This is a genomic window from Microbacterium sp. gxy059 (genome assembly GCF_050958665.1).
Classification (GTDB): Bacteria; Actinomycetota; Actinomycetes; order Actinomycetales; family Microbacteriaceae; genus Microbacterium.
This window is the reverse complement of sequence record NZ_JAMXWT010000001.1, coordinates 180,640-202,348: the sequence shown is the minus strand read 5'-3', so window position 1 is coordinate 202,348 and position 21,709 is coordinate 180,640. Positions and strand designations below refer to the sequence as shown.

Sequence of the window (21,709 nt, the reverse complement as noted above, 5' to 3'; positions counted from 1 at the left end):
ATCCCATTTCACCACCTTCCGGGCGTCGACGAGAACCGCACGCGCCCGGATCCGCCATGCCGCACGCGGATCCGCTCATCGCGCCGCCGCCCGATCCCGCAGCTTCGGCAGCACCTCGCGGCCGTACAGATCCAGGAAATCGGCCTGGTCGTGGCCGGGATCGTGGAACACCAGGTGCGTGAAGCCGAGGTCGAGGTACTGCTCGATCCGGGCGACGTGCTCGTCAGGATCGTCGGACACGATGAACCGGCTCGCGGCGCGCTCGATCGGCAGCTCGGAGGCGAGGCGCTGCATCTCGATCGGGTCGTGCACGCCGGTCTTCTCGTCCGGGCTCAGGGCGAGGGGCGCCCAGAAGCGGGTGTTCTCGAGCGCCTTCTCGCGGTCGGGGCGGAACGACACCTTCACCTCGAGCATGCGGTCGACGTCGTCGCGGTCGCGCCCGGCCTTCGAGATGCCTTCGTCGAACGCGGGGATCAGCTTGTCGGCGTAGAGCGCGGGATCCTTGCCGCTCGTCGTGATCCACCCGTCGGCGATGCGCCCCGCGAGACGGGTCGCGGCCGGTCCGGACGCGCCGATGTAGATCGGCACCTCCTCGTCGGGGCGGTCGTAGATCGTCGCGCCGTCCACCCGGTAGTACGTGCCGTCGTAGGTGACGCGCTCGCCGCGCCACAGCTCGCGGATGAGGAGGATCGCCTCCTTCAAGCGCTGGAAGCGCTCGGGCGGGTCGGGCCACGTCTGGCCGAGCGTCACCTCGTTGAGCGATTCGCCCGTGCCGACGCCCAGGATCATGCGCCCCGGGTAGAGGCACCCGAGCGTCGCGAACGCCTGGGCGATGACGCCGGGGTGATAGCGGAAGGTGGGCGTGAGCACGGAGGTGCCGAGCAGCACTCGGCTCGTGGCCTCGCCGACGGATCCGAGCCAGGGGAGGGCAGCCGGGGCGTGGCCGCCCTCGTGCATCCACGGCTGGAGGTGGTCGCTGAGGAAGACGGAGTCGAAGCCGTTCTCCTCCGCGCCGACGGCGTAGTCGAGCAGCTCGCGCGGGGCGAACTGCTCGGAGGAGGCCTTGTATCCGAAGCGGAACGGGACGGTCATGATGCTCCTTCTGGCACGGGATCGGGGAGGGCGTCCGCGAGGCGGGCGCGGAAGTCGGCGACGGTGCCCGGCCACAGCAGCGCGAGACGCCGACTGCGGTCGTCGACGTACCAGTTCGCGCAGCCGCCCGTCAGCCACGGCGTGCGGGCGGCGCGGACCGCGATCTCCTCGGTCGCGCGGCGCTCCTCGTCCTCGGTGACGCGCACGGGACCGGATCCTGTGGCGATGAGGCGCGCGGCGAACTCGGCCTGCGCCTCCGACAGCAGCACGGACGAGTTGTGCCCGAGCGACGCGTTGGGGCCGTTGAGCACGAAGAGGCTCGGGAACCCCGGAACGAGCGTCGACGCGACGGCGGTCATCCCCTCCGACCAGTGGGCGTCGAGGGTGGTGCCGCCCTCGCCGCGGACCAGGTGCGCGTAGGGCTGCCTCGTCGTCTCGAAGCCCGTCGCGAGCACGAGCGCGTCCACCTCGTGCGCGCGCCCCGACGCGGCGACGAGGACGGATCCGCGCACGGCGGCCAGGGCGAACGCCTCGAGCACGACCGCGTCGCCCGCGACCGCCGGGTAGAAGTCGTCGCTCAGCAGCACGCGCTTGCAGCCGAAGGCGTAGTCGGGGGTGAGCGCCCGGCGGAGGGCGGGATCGGGAACCTGCCGCTCCAGGTGGGCGAGCGCGACGGCGCGGGCCTCGGCCGCGGCGCGCTCGTCGCCGGATCGCGACGCGAAGCGCGCCTCGCCCTCGGCGTAGAGCGCCGCGCGGTGGGCGCGGAGCGCGTCGGGGTCGTCGGCGAAGCGGCGCCGCTCCGAGGCGTCGACGGGCGCGTCGTCCCGGGGGACGATCCAGGCGGGGCTTCGCTGGAAGAGCACGACCTCGGCGCCACGGGCGACGAGCGCCGGCACGAGCTGCACGGCGCTCGCCCCCGTGCCGACGACGCCGATGCGGCGCCCCCTCAGGTCGTCCCCGGGGAGGGCGGCGTGATCCCAGCGCGCCGTGTGGAACAGCGGCCCGGGGAACGTGTCGAGCCCGCGGATCTCGGGGATCCGCGGCTCGGTCAGCCGCCCGCAGGCGAGGATCAGGTGGTCGGCGACGAGGGTCGCGGGGCGGTCTGGGGCGGGGGCCCCGGTGCACGACGACGCCGATTCTCCGGGGGAGGGAGCGGATCCCGAGGCTGCGGGGGCTCCCGGCCGAGCGATGGCGTCGTCGTGCATGGACGGCCCGCCGCGGTGCGCAGGTGCGGGGTGGGGTGGCGCGGTGGCTTCTCCGCTGGTCCCGGTGCACGACGACGCCATTCCGTCGTCGAGGGGAGCGGATCCGGCCGGTTCCGGGGGGTGAGGCTGCGCTTTGGCGTCGTCGTGCATGGACGGCCCGCCGCGGTGCGCCACCTCGATGCGCCACGTCTCGCCGTCCCAGCGGGCGCCGGCGAGGGCGGTCCCGAGCATCAGCCGGCGGTCGAGGCCTTCGTCGGCGACGATCCGCTCGAGATAGGAGCGGATCTCGGCGCCGGGGGCGAACACGCGCGACCAGTGCGGCCAGGGGTGGCTCTCGAGGCCGTACAGGTGCGAGGGCACGTCGCACGCGATGCCGGGGTAGGTGTTGTCGCGCCAGGTGCCGCCGATCCGATCCGCCCGTTCGAGGATCACGACGTCGTCGACGCCCGCGTCGCGCAGCGCGAGCGCCTGGGCGATGCCGGCGAACCCGGCTCCGACGACGACGGTCCCCACGCGCCGGGTCGTCATGCCCGCGCCTCCGCGGGCGCCCGGGAGGGCTCGCCGTAGTCGGTCGTGCGCTGCCGCAGCGGGCGGAACAGCGGCTTCACGAGGGCGCGCGCCGCGTCGAGGGTCAGCTCCTGGCCCGCCTCGACGCCGCAGTCGGCGCCCACGCGGCCGTCGCGCAGCGTGCCGCCGAGGTCGTCGCCGCCCGCCCGCAGCAGCTCGGCGCTCATCTCCCGGCCGTGCCGCGTCCAGGGGATCTGCACGTGCGGGATGGATCCCGTGAGCATCAGCCGCGAGACGGCGGTCATCGCGCGGTGCTCGTCGAGCGCCGACCGGCCGTCGACGAGCGGGCGCCCCCACCCGGGCATCGGGATGGGAACGAATTCGCGGAACCCGCCCGTCCGCGCCTGGATCGACAGCAGCGCGCGCAGGTGCGCGATGCGCTCGGCCGCCGTCTCGACGTGGCCGTAGAACAGCACGGACGTCGACGAGAACCCGGCGTCGTGCGCGGCCGTGATCGTCTCGAACCAGCGGTCGATCTCGATGTCTCCGGGCGCCATCTCGCGGCGCACGCGCTCGCTGAGGATCTTCACCCCCGTGCCGGGCACCGTGTCGACCCCCGCGTCGCGCATCGCCCGCAGCGCGCCGTCGATGCCGAGCCCCGCGCGGTCGGCGAGGTCGGCGACGTCCTGCGGACGGAACGCGTGCAGATGGATCCCCGGGGCGGCCCGGCGGATCGTGCGGGCGATCGCGAGGTAGCCCTCCGGGTGCTCGGCGGGATCCAGCCGCCCCTGCACGCAGATCTCCGTGAGGCCGAGGTCGGCGGCGTCGGCGGCCATCTCCTCGAGCAGCGCCAGGTCGTACGTCCCGGGCTCGCGGCGGCCGGAGACGCGCAGGTGCGACGACGAGATGTTGCGGTTGTCGACGATGCTCACGGCCTCGCCGACCGTGTAGCGGCGCACGTCGTCGGCCGCCTGCGCCACCGCGTTGAGCTCGTCGCCGGTGGCGGTGAGCAGCCGCTCCCACTCGGCGTCGTCGAGGGATCCGGGATCCTCGGTCGCGCGCTCCACGACCGCCGCGATGAGCCCGCCCGGCGGCAGGGACATCCCGTCCGCCGCGGGGGCGTCGTCTGGTGCGTCGGCGGCCCCCGCCGCGTCGCGTGCCTCGCCGGGAAGCGCGGTGTCCGGGGGCGTGGATAGCGCGTTCCGCGGCGACCCATCGAGGAGGGAGTTCGCGTTCTCGTCTGCCTTGCCAGGAAGCGCGTCCTCGGGGCCGGGCGAGGCCGCGTTCCGTGGCGACCCGCCTGCCGCCCGCGCCGCGCCCGCCCGGCGCACCGGGTCCGACGGCGCGAGCCCCGCGGGACGGGCGCCCTCGATCGCGAGCCCCGTGCCGGGATCCGCCAGAGCGTCGACGGCGCCCCGCACGTCGGGATGGATCCACTCGTCGCCGAGGAACTCCGGGTGCGCGGTGAGGCGCTCGCGCAGCGTGTAGCCGAGCCGCGCCGTCGTGCGGGCGAGGTCGTCGAGGTGCGGCCAGGGGCGCTCGGGGTTGACGTGGTCGGCCGTGAGGGGCGAGACCCCGCCCCAGTCGTCGGCGCCCGCGCGCACGAGCAGCTCCAGCTCGAGGATGTCCTGCAGGTTCGGCGGCACCTGCACGCGCATGCGCGGCCCGAACACCAGGCGGGTCGCGGCGACCGCCCGCACGTACTCCTCGAGCGCCGCGTCGGGCGCGTTCCGCATCGCGGTGCGCGGCTTGGCGCGGAAGTTCTGCACGATGATCTCCTGCAGGTTGCCGCGCCGCTCGTGCGCCGCACGCAGGGCGACGATCGACTCGGCGCGGTCGCGCACCGTCTCGCCGATGCCGATGAGGATGCCCGTCGTGAAGGGGATCCGCGCGGATCCGGCGTCGTCGAGCAGCTTCAGCCGCACGGCGGGATCCTTGTCGGGGGATCCGTAGTGCACCTGGCCCTTCTCCTCGAACAGGCGCCGCGAGGTCGTCTCGAGCATGACGCCCATCGAGGGCGCGACGGGCTTGAGGCGGGCCAGCTCGTCGGGGTGCATGACGCCGGGGTTGAGGTGAGGGAGCAGCCCGGTCTCGTCGCGGATGAGCCGCGCCATGTCGCCCACGTAGTCGAGGGTCGAGGCGTAGCCGTGCTCGTCGAGCCAGGCGCGCGCCTCCGGCCAGCGGTCCTCCGGCCGGTCTCCGAGGGTGAGAAGCGCCTCCTTGCATCCCATCGCCTGCCCCTGCCTGGCGACGGACAGCACCTGGGCGGCGCTCATGTACGGCGGCTTCCGCTTCGCGAGCAGCTGGCCGGGGGTGTCGACGAACACGCAGTAGTGGCAGCGATCCCGGCACAGCGTGGTGAGGGGGATGAACACCTTGCGCGAGTAGGTGATGACGCCGGTCCGCCCCGCAAGCGCCAGGCCCTCGTCGCGGATCCGCGAGGCCAGGTCGAGCAGCCGCTCGGCGTCGTCGCCCGTCGCCCGCAGCAGCGCCTCGGCGTCGTCGACGTCGAGGCGCTCGCCGCGGTCGGCGCGGTCGAGGGCCTCGCGGGTGCGGGGATCCGTCACGGTCATCGCTCTCAGTCTCCCACCGGTTCCACCTCCCGGGCCCCGGTCCGCCCCGGCCGACGAAATCGGACGCACCCTCCAATCCGCCGCGCGCGGACATGGCGGACGCCGCACACCCCGAACCGAGGCGACGCTGGCAGGATGGGCTCATGGTGAGCCTGCTCGTCGATTCCCGTCAGCTCGAACTGCAGCTCGCTCCCCTGGAGCGGGTCCTCGCACACCGGAAGGAGCCGGTGCGGATCCCCCGCGATCGCATCGCGAAGGTGCAGCTCGTCGAGGATCCCTTCCCCTGGCTGCGCGGCGTGCGCGCGCCGGGCACGCACGTGCCGGGACGGCTCGCGTTCGGCACGTGGAAGTCGGTGTTCGGCGACGACTTCGCCGCCGTGCGCAGCGGCCGGCCCGGCGTGGTGATCGACCTCGTCGAGGGATCGGAGTTCGTGCGCCTGGTCGTGACGACCCGCCACGGCGTCGCGCTCGCGAAGGCGCTGCAGAGCGACGAGGCGGCGGGCGAGATCGGCTGAGGCGCGTCGTGGCGCTCTCCGATCCCGCGGCGCTCGTCCCTCACGATCCCGCCTGGGCTGAGCGCGCCGCCGCGGAGCTCGCGCGGATCCGCGCCGCGCTGGCGGGGCTCCCGGACCGGAGTCGGCGGCGCTCGATCACATCGGCTCGACGGCCGTGCCGTGGCTCGCCGCCAAGCCGTTCGTCGACCTGCAGGTGCGGATCCTGCCCCTGCCCTCCGAGGAGCGGCTCGCCGCGCGCCTCGCGCCGATCGGATACGTGCGCTCGCGCGGCTCCCGCCCCGATTCCCCCGGTGTCGATCGCGACATCCCGCGCGGGGACGAGGAGGTCGCCGACGAGGTCTGGGAGAAGCGGCTGTTCGTGCGCGGCGAGGGCGGAGCGATCCTGCACGTCCGCCGCGCGGACTCGCCGTGGGGCCGGTACACGGTGCGGTTCCGCGACTGGCTGCGGGCGACGCCCGCGGCACGCGAGCGCTACGAGGCCGTCAAGCGCGAGCTGTCGGCCCGGGAGCGCGGCAAAGCCGACTTCGACGACTGCACCCGCGCGAAGACCGCGTTCTTCGACGAGGTGCAGCACCTCTTCGCGGAGGACCCCTGAGGCGCCGACCGCGGCGCCCGGGGCGGCGAAACGCACCCGGATCCCGTCCCGATCCGTGCGTTTCTGCGACTCGGGATCGGTTCCGCTGCGCGGCGCCTCGGATCCGGGCGCGGTCCCGCTCGCGCCCTGCAGGATGATCAGGCGCTGAGCGGGTGGGCGTCCTCGGTCGCTTCGTTCCTGCGGGCGCTCGTCCGCCAGACTCGCGCCAGCGCCCGGATCCGAGGCACCGCTCCGCTCTCCCTGCTCGGGGGGCTGAGCGGTGCGTTTCCGCGCCCCGGCGACTGGCATGGTCGCTCGAGTACGCGAAGAGCACCCGGATCCCGTCCCGATCCGTGCGTTTCTGCGACCTGGGCGCTTGCCGCGATCCCCGGGTATGCGAAGAGCACCCGGATCCCGTCCCGATCCGTGCGTTTCTGCGACTCGGGCGCTCGCGGCGATCCCGGGGCAGGGGAAGCGCACCTGGTTCCGGGACGATCGGTGCGTTTCCGCGACCTGAGCATCCGCGGCGCTGGGCCGTCGTGTCTGGGGGCTCCGAGTGCACTGGGCGGTGCCCGGCCGGGCTCTCCGGCGGAGCGGGCGACACCCGGATATGCGAGAGGGGCCGGATCCCTGTCGGCTCCGGCCCCTCTCGGGATCGTGATCAGGTGTCGTCGCGCCCGATCAGGTCATCCTTGAGCACGTCGTCGTCGTGATCGTCCTCGTCTGCGCTCGTGAGCGCGGAGAGGTCGATGGTGCGCGTCGCGGCCTCGCCGAACGAGGAGCCGGCGATCGCGGCGGGCGTGACGATCGGATCCTCGCCGTGAGCCGACTCGGACGCAGGCTCCTGCTCGGTCTCCGGCTCGGCGGCGGGTGCCTCGTCGGCCGGCTCGAACATGGCGCGCAGCTGCGCCTCCCAGTCCTCGTCCTCCGCGGCGGCGAGGGCCTCGTCGCGGGCGACCTCGCGCTCGACGTCGGCGATGTCGCCCTCGAGCTCCTCCGCGCGCTGGAACGCCGATGCCACGGCGGGCGTCACGATCGACGACGGGATGCCCTCGATGATGCCGGGGGTCGCCTCGACCGGCAGCGGCTCGCCCTCCACGGCGGAGTCGGCGTCGTCGACGGCGTCCTCGTCGTCGGGTGCCTCGGCGCCGATGGCGGTGTCGAGCCCTTCGCTCTCGGCGTCGGCGATCTGCTCGTCGTCGGGCTGCTCCTCCGCGTGATCGGCTGCGGGGATCACGTCGACGGCGGCGGTGTCCGCCTCGGCGTTCTCGTCCGCCTCGGGGGCCGATTCGTCGTGCTCGGAGGTGTCGTGCCCGCCCTCGGGGGCGTTCTCGTCGCTCTCGGCGTCCTCGTCGGGCGCCTCGGCGCCGATGGCGGTGTCGAGTCCTTCGCCTTCGGCCTCTGCGATCTGCTCGGCCTCGTCGGCCTGCTCGTCGTGGTCGTCCGCGTCGTCGACCCGGTCGGTCGCGTCGTCGGATCCCTCGGTCGCGCGAGCGCCCGCCTCGGCGTCTTCGTCGGACTCGTCGTCGCCGAGCCCATCGCCGGCGGCGCTGTCCGCATCCTCGTCGTCGGGTGCCTCGGCGCCGATGGCGGTGTCGAGTCCCTCGCCTTCGGCCTCTGCGATCTGCTCGGCCTCTGCGATCTGCTCGGCCTCGTCGGCTTCCTCGCCGTGGTCGCTCTCGGCGTCTGCGTCGTCGGCCCGGTCGGTCGCGTAGGCGTCGTCCTCGTCGGTCGCGTCCTCGGGGGCTTCGGCGCCGATGGCCGTGTCGAGTCCCTCGCCTTCGGCGTCGGCGATCTGCTCGGCCTCGTCGGCCTCGACGCCGCGGTCGTCCTCGACGTCCGCGTCGTCGGCCCGGTCGATCGCGTCGGCGTCGTCCTCGGGCGCTTCGGCGCCGATGGCGGTGTCGAGTCCCTCGCCTTCGGCGTCGGCGATCTGCTCCGCCTCGCTCTCGTCGTCCTCGGCCGCGGGGACCGCGTCGATGAGCGCGGTCGCGTCGTCGCCGCCTTCTCGGGCGGCCTCGTCCTCGGGATCCTCCTCGCCGTCGCGCACGGCGCTCGCGAGACCCGCGAGGGCGCCCGCGCCCGGGAGAGCGGCGGCCGCCGCGGCGACGACGCCCGCGTCGGCGTCGGAGTGCTCGTCGTCCTCCTGCGCGTCGCCGTCGGCGTCTGCGGAGGCGTCCGCGTCGTCATCGGCCTCGTCGAGGCCGAGCTCGGCGAGGCTGTCCTCGGCTGCCTTGTCGGCTCCGATGGCGGTGTCGAAGCCCTCGGCCTCCGCGTCGGCGATCTGCTGCGCGTCGTCGTCCGACTCCGGCTCGTCATCATCGGCCGTCGCGCTTTCCGAAGGCGCGCCCTCATCCGCCGGGACGTCCGCGTCCGCGGCGTCGGCGGCGGCGAACGCCTGCGGGTCGAGCGCGGCCGTGCGCGCCGGGGCGCTCCACGTGCCGTCGATGATCTGCAGGTAGACGTCCTCGAGCGACGGCCCGCGGTGGGTGAGCGTCGTGAGCGCGACGCCGGCGCGCGCCGCGAGGGCGCCCACCTCGGTCGTGGTCGTCTGGTCGATCGTGATGCCGTTGCGCAGCACGCGGAACGTGAGCCCCGCGTCGGCGAGCGCCCGCTGCAGGGCGGGGCGGTCGTCGGAGTCGGCGGTCACGATGCCGGGCCCGGCGTCGGCGAGCAGCTCGATGGGGCCCTCGAAGAGCAGCTGCCCCTCGTTGAGCACGAGCACGGCGTCGGCGACCTGCTCGACCTCGCTCAGCACGTGCGACGACATGAGCACGGTGCGCCCCTCGTCGGCGAAGCGGCGCATGAGCAGGCGGATCCAGCGGATCCCCTCGGGGTCGAGTCCGTTGGCGGGCTCGTCGAACACGAGCACGCCCGGGTCGCCCAGCAGCGCCTCGGCGACCGCGAGGCGGTGCTTCATGCCGAGCGACAGCGACGCGATGCGCACTTCGCCCATCTCGGCGAGGCCGACCACGGCGAGCACCTCGCGCACGCGGGTCTGCGAGACGCCGAGCTTCTTCGCCGCGGTCGTCAGGTACTTCGCCACGCTCTTGCGGCGCGCCTTCTGCAGCGCGCTGATGTCGAGCACCGACCCCACCGAGGCGTCGGGGCGCCCCGTGAGCACGCGGCCGCCGATCGTGGCGCGCCCGCGGGTGGGGCGCAGCTGTCCCAGCAGGATGCGCAGGGTCGTGGTCTTGCCGGCGCCGTTCGGGCCGAGGAATGCGGTCACGCGCCCCGGATCGACGCGCGCCGTCAGCCCGTCAACAGCCGGAACGCCGTCGAAGACCATCGACACCTCGGCGAATTCCAGCTCTCTGCCGTCGCTCACTCGGACTCCCCTCGGACAGGATTGTTCCCTCTATCTTGACGGAAACACCTGACACTTGTGGGATATCCGTGGTCGGCTGGGGAGAATCGCCCGCGGGCGGGCCGCGCGCGAGACGAACGGAGCGCTCCGCGGAGCCGGGTAACGTGACGAGGGTGACTGTGCACGACGACCGGATCCTCGTCCGCGCGGGCGACGGAGTGGGCCGCATCACGCTCGATCGCCCGGAGGCGATCAACGCGGTCGACGTCGAGATGCTCGACGTCGTGACGGAGGCGCTGAACGCCTTCCGGGCCGACCCCGAGGTCGACATCGTGGTGCTCGACGGCGTGGGCGAGCGCGGCTTCAGCGCCGGCGGCGACGTGCGCCGCGTGCACCGCGACATCGTCCGCGGCCGACCGGACGAGGCCGAGCGCTTCTTCCGCGTCGAGTACGAGATGAACGCCCTGATCGACGAGTTCCCGAAGCCCGTCGTCGCCTTCGCCGACGGCGTCACGATGGGCGGCGGCATCGGGATGGCGGGGCACGCGGGCGTGCGCATCGTGACCGAGACCTCTCGCCTCGCGATGCCCGAGACGCGCATCGGCTTCACGCCGGACGCCGGGGGATCCTGGCTGCTGGCGCGCGCGCCGGGGTGCATCGGCGAGTACCTGGCGCTCACGAGCGAGACGATGGACGCGGCCGACGCGATCCACGCCGGCTTCGCCGACTTCCTCGTGCCCCGCGCCGACCTCGGATCCGTGCGGCACGCGCTCGAGACCCGCGCGGATCCCTCGACGCCCGCCGAGCTCATCATGCTCTTCGACGAGACGCCCGCCGACAGCTCCCTCGAGGCCGCGCGCGCGTGGATCGACGACGCGTTCTCGCGCGACACGATCGCCGAGGTGCGCGACCGGCTGCGGGAGCTCGCGGAGGATCCGCGATGGGGCGACGAAGCGCGCACCCCCGCGTCGGCCCTCGCCGAGCTCGAGCAGCGCCCTCCCGTGTCGCTCACGGTGACGCTCGCCGCGATCCGGTCGTCGCGCGCGCTCAGCCTGCGGCAGGCGCTCGAGCAGGAGTACGGCCTCGTCGGATGGTTCGTCGACACGCAGCCCGACATGCTCGAGGGCATCCGCGCCCAGATGATCGACAAGGACCGGTCGCCGCGCTGGAGTCCCGCGACGCTCGACGAGCTGCCGGACGACATCGTCGAGCAGGCGTTCGCCCACCGCAACCGGAAGCCGCTGTTCGGCTGAAGGATCCGCCGCCCCGGCAGGGCCGCGCGTGAACACGTGTGACGACGCGACACCCGCACGACATGTCGGAGCCCTATGGTGGGGTGCCCATGGGGCGCGGACGAGAGCGCTCGGGAAGGCGGTCATCATGGTGAGCAGAGAGAACCTCGGGACCTACGGCGTGTGGCTCCCCGAGGCCGAGTGGAAGCCGGGCGTCGCGGCGGTCGCGGAGCGCCTCGGCTACGGCGCCCTCTGGGTGGGCGGATCCCCGGATGCGGATCTCGAGACGGTCGAGCTGGTGCTCAACGAGACCGAGCACGTCGTCGTCGCGACGGGCATCGTGAACATCTGGAAGAGCGACCCGGTCGACGTCGCCGCCTCCTACCTGCGCATCTCGGAGGAGCACCCGGGGCGCGTCGTCGTCGGCATCGGGTCCGGGCACCGCGAGGCCTCGCCCGAGCGGGTGCGGCCCCTCGCGGCGCTGAAGAGCTATCTCGACGTGTTCGACGCGGAGGGCCTCCCGAAGGAGGACCGCCTGCTCGCGGCGCTCGGCGACAGGACGCTCGCGCTCGCCGCGGAGCGCTCGCTCGGCGCGCACCCGTATCTCACGACGCCCGCGCACACGCGTCACGCGCGCGAGATCCTCGGGCCGCACGCGCTGCTCGCGCCCGAGCTCAAGGCGTCGATCGCCGACGATCAGGACACCGCGAGGCAGCGCGCCCGCAAGTACCTGCGCTTCTACTTCGGCCTCGAGAACTACCGCAGCGCGCTCGTCCGCTTCGGCGTCGACGAGCGGGAGTTCGACGACGGCGGCAGCGACGCGCTCATCGACCTCGTCGCGGCGAACCCCACGGGGGCCGACGCGGCGGAGGGCCTGCGCGCGCACCTCGACGCGGGGGCCGACCACGTCAGCGTGCAGCCGATGCGGCAGGACGTCCTGGGATCGCTCGAGAAGGTGGCCGACGCCGTCGGGCTGACGCGCGGCGCGTGAGCGCGGATCCCGCCTGCGACCGGCGGGATTTTCCGGCGGTGATCCAATAATCCGCTCGTGTTTCGTTTGTCGGACCCCCGTGGTCTACTTGCCTGCGTGCTGTGGAAACTTCTCGTCCGCTATCTCGGACGCTCTTGGGGGCTGCTCGTCGGCGTGCTGGTGTTCCAGCTCGCGTCGGCGCTCGCCGCCCTGTACCTCCCCACGCTGAATGCCGACATCATCGACAACGGCGTGTCCAACGGCGACGTGCCGTACATCATCCGAACCGGACTGTGGATGCTGCTCGTGGCGCTGGGGCAGATCCTCGCCGCGATCATCGCCACCTACTGCGCCGCGCGGGCGGCGATGGGCCTCGGCCGCGACGTCCGCCGCGACGTGTTCACCCGGGTCTCCGGGTTCAGCGAGCGCGAGGTGTCGACCTTCGGCGCCGGCTCGCTCATCACCCGCAACACCAACGACGTGCAGCAGGTGCAGATGCTCGCGATGATGAGCGCCACCATGCTCGTCATGGCGCCCATGATGGCGATCGGCGGCATCATCATGGCCGTCCGCCAGGACGTGGGGCTCAGCTGGATCCTCGCGGTCGCGATCCCCGCCCTCCTGCTCGTGGCGGCGCTCGTCATCAGCCGCATGGTGCCGCTGTTCCGCAGCTACCAGTCGCGCCTCGACGCCGTGAACCGCGTCATGCGCGAGCAGCTGACGGGCGTGCGCGTCGTGCGCGCCTTCGTGCGCGAGGCCATCGAGGAGGAGCGCTTCCGCCTCGCGAACACCGACATCATGGTCGTCGGCCGCAAGGTCGGCTCGCTGTTCGTCCTCATGTTCCCCCTCGTCATGCTCGTGCTCAACGTCACGATCGTCGGCGTCGTGTGGTTCGGCGGCATCGAGGTCGACGCGGGCAACACGCAGGTCGGCACGCTGTTCGCCTTCATGCAGTACGTCGGCCAGATCCTCGGCGGCGTCATGATGGCGAGCTTCATGGCGATCATGATCCCGCGCGCGGCGGTCTCCGCCGACCGCATCGGCGAGGTGCTCGACGCCGAGACGACGCTCGTGCCGCCTGCCGCCCCGGTCAGCGTCATGCCGGCCCCGGGCCGCGTCGAGTTCGACGGGGTGTCCTTCACCTACCCCGGCGCCGAGCAGCCCGTGCTCGACGGCATCTCCTTCCGCGCCGAGCCGGGCGAGACGGTCGCGATCATCGGATCCACCGGGTCGGGCAAGTCGACGCTCATCTCGCTCATCCCTCGCCTGTTCGACGCGACGAGCGGCACGGTGCGGGTGCACGGCGTCGACGTGGCGCAGGCCGACCTCGAGACCCTGTGGAAGGGCATCGGCCTCGTGCCGCAGCGTCCGTTCCTGTTCTCGGGCACGATCCGCTCCAACATGCTGTTCGGTCGCGAGGACGCCACGGAGGACGACATCTGGCGGGCCCTCGAGATCGCGCAGGCGGCCGACTTCGTGCGCGAGAAGGGCGACCAGCTCGACAGCGTCATCGCGCAGGGAGGGACGAACGTCTCGGGCGGCCAGCGTCAGCGGCTGGCGATCGCGCGGGCCATCGTGCACCAGCCGGACGTGCTCGTGTTCGACGACTCGTTCTCGGCCCTCGACCTCACGACCGACGCCCGCCTCCGGCGCGCGCTGTGGCAGGAGCTGCCCGAGGTCACGAAGATCGTCGTCGCCCAGCGCGTGTCGACGATCACCGACGCCGACCGCATCATCGTCCTCGACGACGGGAAGATGGCCGGCATCGGCACGCACGACGAGCTGCTCGAGACGAGCGAGACGTACCGGGAGATCGTGGACTCCCAGATGGGCGCCGAGGCGAACGAGGTGGGGGCATGAGCACCGATCAGACCACCGCGGTCGACGAGCGCGAAGAGGAGCTGCAGGCGCAGCAGGCGATGATCGCCGCCGGCGCCGACGAGCCGGGGGCGATGGGCGGCAAGCCCCAGGACTTCTGGCCCAGCTTCGGTCGCTTCCTCGGCCTCCTCAAGCCGCACGCGTGGGTCTTCGCCTTCGCGTCGATCCTCGGCGCCATCGGCGTCGTGCTCGCCGTCGCCGGGCCCAAGGTGCTCGGCGAGGCGACCAACATCGTCTTCGAGGGCATCGTCTCGCGCATGGTCGGCGAGCAGTTCGCCGGCCTCAGCCAGGCCGAGGTCGTCGCCGCCCTCGAGTCCGCCGGGCAGCACGACTTCGCCAACATGGTCGGCGCGATGCAGCACTTCCAGCCCGGCTCGGGCGTCGACTTCGACGCGCTCCGCGTCGTGGTCGTGTGGGCGATGGCGATCTACATCGTCTCCGCGCTGCTGCAGTGGGCGCAGGGCTACATCATCAACGTCATCATGGTGCGCACCATGTGGCGCCTGCGCGAGCAGATCGAGGCGAAGATCAACCGCCTGCCGCTGCGCTACTTCGATCGCGTGCAGCGCGGCGAGCTGATCAGCCGCGTCACCAACGACGTCGACAACATGACCCAGACCCTGCAGCAGTCGCTCTCCGGGGCGATCACCTCGCTGCTCATGGTCGTCGGCGTCGTCGGCATGATGTTCTCGATCTCGTGGCAGCTGGCCCTGGTCGCGCTCGTCTCCCTGCCGCTCATCGGCATCATCATGGGCGTCATCGGGCCGAAGTCGCAGAAGGCCTTCCAGCAGCAGTGGCGCAAGGTCGGCCGCCTGAACTCGCGCGTCGAGGAGTCGTTCTCGGGCCACGCGCTCGTGAAGGTCTACGGGCGCGAGAAGGCCATGTCCGAGGCGTTCCGCGAGGAGAACGAGGAGCTCTACGAGGCCTCGTTCAAGGCGCAGTTCCTGTCGGGCGTCATGATGCCGGCGATGCAGTTCGTGGGATACCTCACGTACGCCGGCATCGCCGTGCTCGGCGGCATCATGGTCGCGAGCGGCCAGATCCGCATCGGCGACGTGCAGGCGTTCGTGCAGTACTCGCAGCAGTTCACCCAGCCCCTCACCGAGCTGGGCGGCATGCTGCCGGTCGTGCAGTCCGGCACCGCCTCGGCCGAGCGCGTGTTCGCGCTGCTCGACGAGGACGAGCAGGATCCCGACGCCGACGACGCCCCCGCGGCGCCCGAGGACGGCGAGGGCGTCATCGAGTTCCGCGACGTGCGCTTCTCGTACTCGCCCGACCAGCCGCTCATCGACGGGCTGTCGTTCCGCGTCGAGCCCGGGCACACGGTCGCGATCGTGGGCCCCACGGGCGCCGGCAAGACGACGCTCGTGAACCTGCTCATGCGGTTCTACGAGCTCGACGGCGGCGCGATCCTCCTCGACGGACAGGACGTCGCCGAGATGACCCGCGCCGACCTCCGCTCGCGCACGGGCATGGTGCTGCAGGATCCGTGGCTGTTCGCGGGATCCATCCGCGACAACATCCGCTACGGCAACGAGGGCGCCTCCGACGCCGAGATCCTCGAGGCCGCCGAAGCCACCTACGTCGACCGCTTCGTGCACTCGCTGCCCGACGGATACGACACGGTGCTCGAGGAGGACGCGGCGAACGTGTCGGCCGGCGAGCGGCAGCTCATCACGATCGCCCGCGCGTTCGTGCGGCGACCGCAGGTGCTCATCCTCGACGAGGCCACGAGCTCCGTCGACACCCGCACCGAGCTGCTGCTCCAGAAGGCGATGGCGGCGCTCCGCGAGGGCCGCACGTCGTTCGTCATCGCGCACCGCCTCTCGACGATCCGCGACGCCGACCTCATCCTCGTGATGGAGCACGGGTCGATCGTCGAGCAGGGCGATCACGACGAGCTCATCGCCCGCAAGGGCGCGTACTGGCGCCTCTACCAGAGCCAGTTCGAGCACGCCGCGGTCGACCCCGACGCCGACGCCGCGATGGAGGCGCAGCTGGGCACGTCCGAGCTGCCGATCGTCGGCGGCCCGCCGCAGCCCGAGGCTGAGGGCGACGCCGGCACGGCGACAATGGAGGAATGACCTCCGCACGAGACACGCCCCGGGCCGTCCCCGCTCCGTCCCCCGCGCCCCGCGCGGAGGATCCCACAGCGGGGGCGGCCCGCGCGCATGTCCTGGAGCCGTTCGCCGACCCGATCCCGGGGCTCGCCGAGGCCGTCGCCGCGGCCCCGGGGGCGGATCGCGCCGAGGAGGCCGCGCGCGGCATCGCCCGCGCCCACCGCCGTGAGCCCGCGGACGTCGTGTGGGGCGACGACGCCGAGACGCTCCTCGCCGCGCTCCTCGCCGGGTCGCCGCGGGGCGCGGGAGCGTCGGGAGGCGCCGAGGCCGGCGACGTCGTCGTCGGAGACTCCGCGCGCGACCGGTTCGGCGCGGCCGACGGATCCGGCACGGGCAGCTCAGGGGGTGAGCCCGGCGCAGCCGGTGCAGGGGGCGAGCTCGGTGCGCGCGACGAGGCTGGTGCGGGTGCCGCATCCGGCCCATCTGCTGCGGGCGCTGCATCCGGTACGCGGGGCGAGGACGGCGCGCGCCGCGCATCCGGCATGGCGGAACGCGGCGAGGCCGCAGGCGGCGCGGCGCTCGGCGACGTCGCCGCGATCCGCTTCGTCGGCCCGGCGCCCGACGGCGGGGACGACGTCGAGGCGATCCTCGCGGCGGCGACGCCGGAGACCCGCGCGGTCGTGGTCGCGAACCCGCATCGGATCACGGGGCGTCCGCTCGCGCGCGACGCCTTCGACCGGCTTCTCGCTGGCGTTCCGGAGGGCGTGCTGATCGTGGTCGACGAGACCCTCGCCGACGTCGTGTCCACGCCCCGGGCTGCCGTCGCCTCCGAGATGTTCGGCGCCGCCGTCGCCCTGCCCGAGAACGTCGCGGTGCTGCGGGCGCTGCCGATCGCGGCGGGGCCCGCGCCGGGCGCCTTCCTCCTCGCTGGCCCCGCCGTGCGCGACCGACTGAGCGTCCCGGATCCGTCGCCCGCCGCCCCGGCCGCGCTCGCGCACGCCTACTCGGACGACGGGCTCGACGAGCTCGACGCCCGCGTCGAGTGGCTGAAGGCCGAGCGCCAGCGCATCGAGCGCACGCTGCGCGACCGGATGGAGCGCGCCGAGATCGACGGCCGTCCCCACATCCCGATCGTGCACGCCGACGGATGCTTCGTCTGGATCCCCGTCGGCGACCGCGCGCAGGAGCTCCGCGCCCACCTCCTCGCCGAGGCCGGAGCCCTGACCCTCGCCGTCCCGGGGCGCGGCGTGCGCGTCACGGTGCGCGACGCGGCGACGAACGACCGGATCATCGACGCGATCACCGCCTGGGCGACCCGCTGATCCGCCGCGCCCCGCCTTCCGCGGGAGGCGGATGCTCGTCCCCGCGGCGCATGAACCACGACGCGCGGGGTGGGCGGTGCGTGCCTCGCATCTGGCGGGAATGCGGCGTTCTTTCCCGCGTTTCGTGAGACACGGTGCGCGTGGCGGGGTGCGTGTCTCGCTTCCGGTGGGAATGTGGCGGGCTCCCGTGCAGGATCCGTCTGCGAGCCTCCTTCCGGTGCTCGCCGTGCTGGCGGTCGCCTGCCTCGTGGCCATCCTCGTCTGTCGGTTCGAGGGATGAGATCGTTGTGGTCTCGCTCGGTGACGGACGCGGCCCACGACCCGGAGAACAGGAGCACGACGTGGCGAATCCCTTGATCCCGTCCGCTTACGACATGGTGGCGTCGGTCGCCGTAGTGTTCGTGGTCGCGCTGGCGATCTGGGCGCTCGTGTCGGTGATCCGCTCCCGGCTCGACGCGGTGGCGACGATCGCCTGGACGCTGCTGGTCCTCCTCGTGCCGGTCGTCGGATCGCTGGCCTGGTTCGCGGTGTCCGCCGGCGCACGGGCAGCGCGACGCGACGAGCGGACGCGCAGCGGATCCGCCTCTCACCCGGACGAGGAGCCCGCCGATGACGCGTCGTGATGGGACGCGCAAGCCCACCCTGTCGGGCTCGCTGGTCACGCTCCGGCCGTTCGTCGCGGAGGACGCGGACGCGATGACGTGCCCCTCGGCCGCCGACGAGAGGCTCGTCTCAGGTCGCAGAAGCGCACGGTGAGACGGCGCGGATCGCGCCGTCCCGCCTCCTCGGAGGGGCGGCGTGGCGTTCGGGGCGTGGACCAGCACGTGGGGGAGGCCCCGGGTCGCGCCGTCTCGCGTCCTCGGGCGTGCGGCAGAGCGTCCGGGCCGCAGAAGCGCACCCTGGGCGGCCCCGGATCCGATTGTTTCGCCGACGCGGGGCGGGGCGGATCCGCCCGAGTCGCGGAGAAGCACGTCGAGAGGGCTCGGATCGCGCCGTTTCGCATCCTCGGGCCAGGCAGCTTCCGCTCAGGTCGCAGAAGCGCACGCCGGGTGGCCCGGGGCGCGCCGTCTTGCGCCCTCGGACCGGGCGGCCCCGCCCTCACCACCCGAAGAACGCGATGCCCGCCTGCGCGACGAGCCCGGCCACGGCGCAGACCACGAGGATGACGCCGACCGTGATCGCGGCGGTGCTCGACGACATCGGATCCGCGCTCTTCGGTCGGCGGCGGATCAGCAGGATCCCGCCGGCGCCCGCGACGATCGCGAACGCCGCGACGATCAGGAGGTCGCGCACCGGATCCCGCCCTGCGTCATCGCACCCGCCGCCGTTTCGCATACCCGAACGCGCAGCGCGGTGCCCGGGTCGCAGAGATGCACTGCCAGGAGCCCCGGATCCCGCCGGTTCGCATACTCGGAGACCGGCGGGTCCGCCCGGGTCGCAGAGATGCACTGCCAGGAGCCCCGGATCCCGCCATTTCGCATACCTGGAGCGCGCGGATCCGCGTCAGCTCCCCGTGATCCCCAGCAGGTCGAGGGGGTGGGTGAGGCGCCACTGGAGGCTCGGGCGCTCCAGGGTGTCGGACGTCTCGAGCGGCACCGTGGCGCTGTCCATCGCGCCCGTCACCGTGAGCGTGCCGGCGTCGGCGCCGCGCAGCGCCTCGACGTCGATGCCGTAGTCGGTCTCGAGCTCGCTGCCCTCGCCGTTCCAGAGCGTCAGCGACACGGCCTCCGAGGTCACGATGTCGGTCGACGCGCCCCAGGGCGTCGTCGCCGTCGCGACGACCGTTCCCGCCGGCAGCACCTCGACCGGCTGCAGCGCCTGCGTCGCCGCGTCGAGCAGCTGTCGGGAGACGTCCGCCCGGGCATCCTCGCTGTCCTGGCCCAGGACGGCCGCGTACACGCGCGTGGGGTCGCCGTCGCCGAGGGCGACCTGCTTCACCGTGAGCAGGTTCCAGATGTTGGGAACGGGCCAGATCGCGCCGGTCTTGAGGCCGACGATGCCCTCCTCGCCGCTGAGCGGGTTGGAGTTCTCGACGATCCCCGCGCCGGGCAGCTCCACCTCGTCCTTCGCGACGATCTCCGCGACGACCGGGTGCTGCATCGCGACCTCGGCGACGCGCAGGATCGCGCTCGGGGTGCCGACGTTGTCGGGCCGGATGCCGGTCGGCTCGACGAGCGAGATGCCGTCGATCCCGTTCTCCTCGAGCCAGCCGAGGGCCTCGAGCACGAACGCGTCGCGGTCGTAGTCCCACGCGTAGTCGATGAGCTTGTTGAGGTAGTTGCCCGCGGATCCGAGGAGGATGCCCTCGAGCAGCTGGTACTCGGTGAGGGTGCCGTCGACCGGCACCTCGAGCGCCGACTCGTTGCGGTACGTGTACGCCCAGTACTCGTTCTGGTCGGCGAACCCGAAGCCGATCTCGGGGCCCTGCTCGCCGGGCTCGAGCGGCAGGCGATCGAGGATCACCATGACCGAGATCACCTTCGTGAGGCTCGCGAGCGGCACCTGCTGCTCGGGGTTCTCGGCGGTCGCCGAGCTCAGCACCTCGCCGGTGCCCTCGATCGACAGCGCCGCGGACCCCAGCTCGGGCCAGGGCATCTGCGCGGGCGCGGCAGTCGGCGCTTCGACCTGCGCGGCCTGCAGGCTCGGGGTGATCGAGCTGAGAGGCCAGACGGCGAAGGTCACGACGTAGGCGACGGCGAGGATGATCGCCGTGAGGATCGGCGCGACGATCGCGCCGACCACGCGGCCGCGGCGCGACGGGAGGGGCTCCTCGGATCCGCCCACGATCGGCACCTGTCCCGTTCCCACGCTCTCGGCGGTGAGCCACGCGAGAGCCTGCTGCGTCTGGTCGTCCGCGTCCTGCGGAACATAGGCCGTGCGCACGGTGGGGGCGCCGGGCGTCGAGGCGCCCGGCGCGGGCTCGGCGGGCGACGCGGCGCCGGGAGCCGGCGGAGCGGGCTCGGCCGGTGCGGCATCGGGGGAGGGCGCCGTCGCGGCGGCGGGCTGCTCCTCCGGCACGATGATCGGGATGGCGCCCGCGTGCGTCGCGGGCTCGGCGCCGTCGTCGGGCGTCTGCGCCTCCGGAGAGAGGGGCTCCTGCGGGGCCTCGGCCAGCTGCTCCGCGGCGACGGAGCCCGCTGGCGGGACCGCGGGGATCCCCCCGGTCGCGAGCACGCGTCCGTCGGCGATCACGGGCAGCGACTGCGTGGCGGATCCGAGCATCTGCTCCAGGCCGCCGTCGCGGCGGCGGTCGCGCCGCCGGAACCCGCCGAACATCTCGCCGATGAGGCGGATCGAATCCGTCTCGGGCTGCGCGGGATACGCGTCGTCGTCCGAGGCGTCCTCGCCGGCGTCGTCGTCCCGATCCTCGTCGTCGTCCTCATCCTCGTCTTCGTCGTCGGAGATGACGTCGAACAGCCCGGTGATGGTCGGAACGGACCCCGTCGTCGTGGAGGGAGGCGGGTCGAACATCCGGCCGAGCGCGGAGACGGAATCGGTGTCGGGCGCGTCGGGATCCGTCGCGTCGGCGTCGCCGCCCGCGCGATCCGCGCCGGCGCCGCGCGGGGAGACCTCGTCGCGCGCGTCGAATCCGTCGTCAGTGCTCACGCGGTCACGTTACTCGATCCGGCTCGGGAAGCGGCGACGGAGCGGCCCCGCGCCGCTCACGATCCGATGACATCGCGCCTCCCGGCGGCTTGCCCGCGGCGGGAGGGGGCGGGCTATACTCCGAGACGCACACCACCCCACGGGAGTCCGAGAAGCCGGGCTGAGAGGGCGCGAGCCGCGCGCCGACCGTCGAACCTGATCCGGATCATGCCGGCGCAGGAAGGAGAACAGCAATGTCTGCACCCGTGTCCTCGTCTGAGAAGACCGCACGCACCACGACCGCCCGCTGGCGGGTCATCGACATCGTCGTCGCCGCGGTGCTGGGCGTCGCGATCGGCCTCGTGTTCTGGGGCTGGAACACGGTCGGCGGCGCCTGGTTCGGCGCCGCGGACGCCCTGACGCCGGGGCTCGGCGGCATCGCCGTCGGCATCTGGCTGCTGGGCGGCGTCGTGGGCGGGCTCATCATCCGCAAGCCAGGCGCGGCGCTCCTCGTCGAGGTCGTCGCGGCGACCGTCTCGGCGCTGATCGGCAACGTCTGGGGCGTCTCGACGATCCTGTCGGGCATCGTCCAGGGGCTCGGGGCCGAGATCGTGCTCGCCGCGTTCCTCTACCGCAGGTTCGGCCTTCCCACCGCGATGCTCGCGGGCGTCGGCGCGGGCATCGCCGCATGGACGTTCGAGCTGTTCTACGGCAGCACGCCCAACATCCTGAAGACCGTCGAGTTCAACGTCATCTACCTCGGATCCCTCATCGTGTCGGGCGCTCTGCTGGCGGGCCTCGTGGGCTGGCTGCTCGTGCGCGCCCTCGCCGCGACGGGCGCGCTCAGCCGCTTCGCCGCGGGCCGGGAAGTCGCGCGCGAGGTCTGAGG

Annotated in this window: 15 protein-coding genes and 1 riboswitch; of the genes, 9 read left to right on the top strand and 6 right to left on the bottom strand. The window is 73.1% G+C overall.

Features of this window, described 5'->3' with window-relative positions; translation table 11 throughout:
• Positions 1 to 75: 75 nt before the first annotated feature.
• From fgd to cofG, 3 genes are read right to left on the bottom strand one after another with little or no spacing between them, the layout of a single operon-like run.
• Complete coding sequence (gene fgd, locus NHL53_RS00785) at positions 76 to 1,092, bottom strand: glucose-6-phosphate dehydrogenase (coenzyme-F420) (RefSeq protein ID WP_433774162.1); 1,017 nt, start codon at positions 1,090 to 1,092, stop codon at positions 76 to 78.
• Positions 1,089 to 2,825, bottom strand: a complete 1,737-nt coding sequence (locus tag NHL53_RS00780) for a flavin-containing monooxygenase (RefSeq protein WP_433774160.1) — start codon at positions 2,823 to 2,825, stop codon at positions 1,089 to 1,091. The genes fgd and NHL53_RS00780 overlap by 4 nt, the downstream gene beginning before the upstream one ends.
• The gene (cofG, locus tag NHL53_RS00775) at positions 2,822 to 5,377 is read right to left on the bottom strand and encodes a 7,8-didemethyl-8-hydroxy-5-deazariboflavin synthase CofG (protein WP_433774158.1); all 2,556 of its coding nucleotides are present in this window, start codon (positions 5,375 to 5,377) and stop codon (positions 2,822 to 2,824) included. Before cofG ends, NHL53_RS00780 begins: the two co-directional genes overlap by 4 nt.
• Positions 5,378 to 5,520: 143 nt before the next feature.
• On the opposite strand from cofG, the gene NHL53_RS00770 reads away from it, so the two are divergent.
• Together NHL53_RS00770 and NHL53_RS00765 are read left to right on the top strand one after the other, a co-directional pair.
• The gene (locus tag NHL53_RS00770; RefSeq protein WP_433774156.1) at positions 5,521 to 5,892 is read left to right on the top strand and encodes a hypothetical protein; all 372 of its coding nucleotides are present in this window, start codon (positions 5,521 to 5,523) and stop codon (positions 5,890 to 5,892) included.
• Positions 5,893 to 6,046: 154 nt separating this feature from the next.
• Positions 6,047 to 6,487, top strand: a complete 441-nt coding sequence (locus tag NHL53_RS00765; protein ID WP_433774154.1) for a GrpB family protein — start codon at positions 6,047 to 6,049, stop codon at positions 6,485 to 6,487.
• A gap of 640 nt (positions 6,488 to 7,127) precedes the next feature.
• Here the strand turns inward: NHL53_RS00765 and NHL53_RS00760 are convergent.
• Entirely contained in the window at positions 7,128 to 9,794 is a 2,667-nt protein-coding gene (locus NHL53_RS00760; protein WP_433774152.1) for an ATP-binding cassette domain-containing protein, read from the bottom strand.
• A gap of 152 nt (positions 9,795 to 9,946) precedes the next feature.
• Here NHL53_RS00760 and NHL53_RS00755 point away from each other — a divergent pair, with 152 nt between their 5' ends.
• The 6 genes from NHL53_RS00755 (at position 9,947) to NHL53_RS00730 (ending at position 17,858) form a co-directional block, all read left to right on the top strand.
• Positions 9,947 to 11,026, top strand: a complete 1,080-nt coding sequence (locus NHL53_RS00755; protein ID WP_433774150.1) for an enoyl-CoA hydratase/isomerase family protein — start codon at positions 9,947 to 9,949, stop codon at positions 11,024 to 11,026.
• 127 nt (positions 11,027 to 11,153) lie between these two features.
• Positions 11,154 to 11,996: a TIGR03620 family F420-dependent LLM class oxidoreductase gene (locus NHL53_RS00750; protein WP_433774149.1), complete on the top strand. Its 843-nt coding sequence runs from the start codon at positions 11,154 to 11,156 to the stop codon at positions 11,994 to 11,996.
• A 96-nt stretch (positions 11,997 to 12,092) separates the two neighbouring features.
• A complete protein-coding gene (locus tag NHL53_RS00745) occupies positions 12,093 to 13,835 on the top strand; it encodes an ABC transporter ATP-binding protein (RefSeq protein ID WP_433774147.1) in 1,743 nt (580 codons plus the stop codon).
• Positions 13,832 to 15,937 carry an ABC transporter ATP-binding protein gene (locus tag NHL53_RS00740; RefSeq protein WP_433774145.1) on the top strand — a complete coding sequence of 702 codons (2,106 nt, stop codon included), beginning with the start codon at positions 13,832 to 13,834 and terminating at the stop codon, positions 15,935 to 15,937. Before NHL53_RS00745 ends, NHL53_RS00740 begins: the two co-directional genes overlap by 4 nt.
• Positions 15,934 to 17,235, top strand: coding sequence for an aminotransferase class I/II-fold pyridoxal phosphate-dependent enzyme (locus NHL53_RS00735; RefSeq protein ID WP_433774143.1), 1,302 nt, complete (start codon positions 15,934 to 15,936; stop codon positions 17,233 to 17,235). Before NHL53_RS00740 ends, NHL53_RS00735 begins: the two co-directional genes overlap by 4 nt.
• Positions 17,236 to 17,576: 341 nt before the next feature.
• Positions 17,577 to 17,858 carry a PLDc N-terminal domain-containing protein gene (locus NHL53_RS00730; RefSeq protein WP_433774141.1) on the top strand — a complete coding sequence of 94 codons (282 nt, stop codon included), beginning with the start codon at positions 17,577 to 17,579 and terminating at the stop codon, positions 17,856 to 17,858.
• 475 nt (positions 17,859 to 18,333) lie between these two features.
• Here NHL53_RS00730 and NHL53_RS00725 read toward each other — a convergent pair whose 3' ends face one another.
• Positions 18,334 to 18,528, bottom strand: a complete 195-nt coding sequence (locus tag NHL53_RS00725; RefSeq protein WP_433774139.1) for a hypothetical protein — start codon at positions 18,526 to 18,528, stop codon at positions 18,334 to 18,336.
• Positions 18,529 to 18,738: 210 nt separating this feature from the next.
• Positions 18,739 to 20,841 carry a hypothetical protein gene (locus tag NHL53_RS00720; protein WP_433774138.1) on the bottom strand — a complete coding sequence of 701 codons (2,103 nt, stop codon included), beginning with the start codon at positions 20,839 to 20,841 and terminating at the stop codon, positions 18,739 to 18,741.
• 129 nt (positions 20,842 to 20,970) lie between these two features.
• A riboswitch (TPP riboswitch) is annotated at positions 20,971 to 21,080 on the top strand.
• Between NHL53_RS00720 and NHL53_RS00715 the strand changes: the two genes are divergently transcribed.
• Positions 21,075 to 21,707, top strand: coding sequence for an ECF transporter S component (locus tag NHL53_RS00715; RefSeq protein WP_433774136.1), 633 nt, complete (start codon positions 21,075 to 21,077; stop codon positions 21,705 to 21,707). It overlaps the preceding riboswitch by 6 nt.
• Positions 21,708 to 21,709: the final 2 nt, after the last annotated feature.

Excerpts from the sequence above, each read along its gene's own strand:
- fgd (WP_433774162.1), bottom strand. The coding sequence starts at position 1,092 with ATGACCGTCCCGTTCCGCTTCGGATACAAGGCCTCCTCCGAGCAGTTC.
- NHL53_RS00780 (WP_433774160.1), bottom strand. The coding sequence starts at position 2,825 with ATGACGACCCGGCGCGTGGGGACCGTCGTCGTCGGAGCCGGGTTCGCC.
- cofG (WP_433774158.1), bottom strand. The coding sequence starts at position 5,377 with ATGACCGTGACGGATCCCCGCACCCGCGAGGCCCTCGACCGCGCCGAC.
- NHL53_RS00770 (WP_433774156.1), top strand. The coding sequence starts at position 5,521 with ATGGTGAGCCTGCTCGTCGATTCCCGTCAGCTCGAACTGCAGCTCGCT.
- NHL53_RS00750 (WP_433774149.1), top strand. The coding sequence starts at position 11,154 with ATGGTGAGCAGAGAGAACCTCGGGACCTACGGCGTGTGGCTCCCCGAG.
- NHL53_RS00740 (WP_433774145.1), top strand. The coding sequence starts at position 13,832 with ATGAGCACCGATCAGACCACCGCGGTCGACGAGCGCGAAGAGGAGCTG.
- NHL53_RS00735 (WP_433774143.1), top strand. The coding sequence starts at position 15,934 with ATGACCTCCGCACGAGACACGCCCCGGGCCGTCCCCGCTCCGTCCCCC.
- NHL53_RS00715 (WP_433774136.1), top strand. The coding sequence starts at position 21,075 with ATGTCTGCACCCGTGTCCTCGTCTGAGAAGACCGCACGCACCACGACC.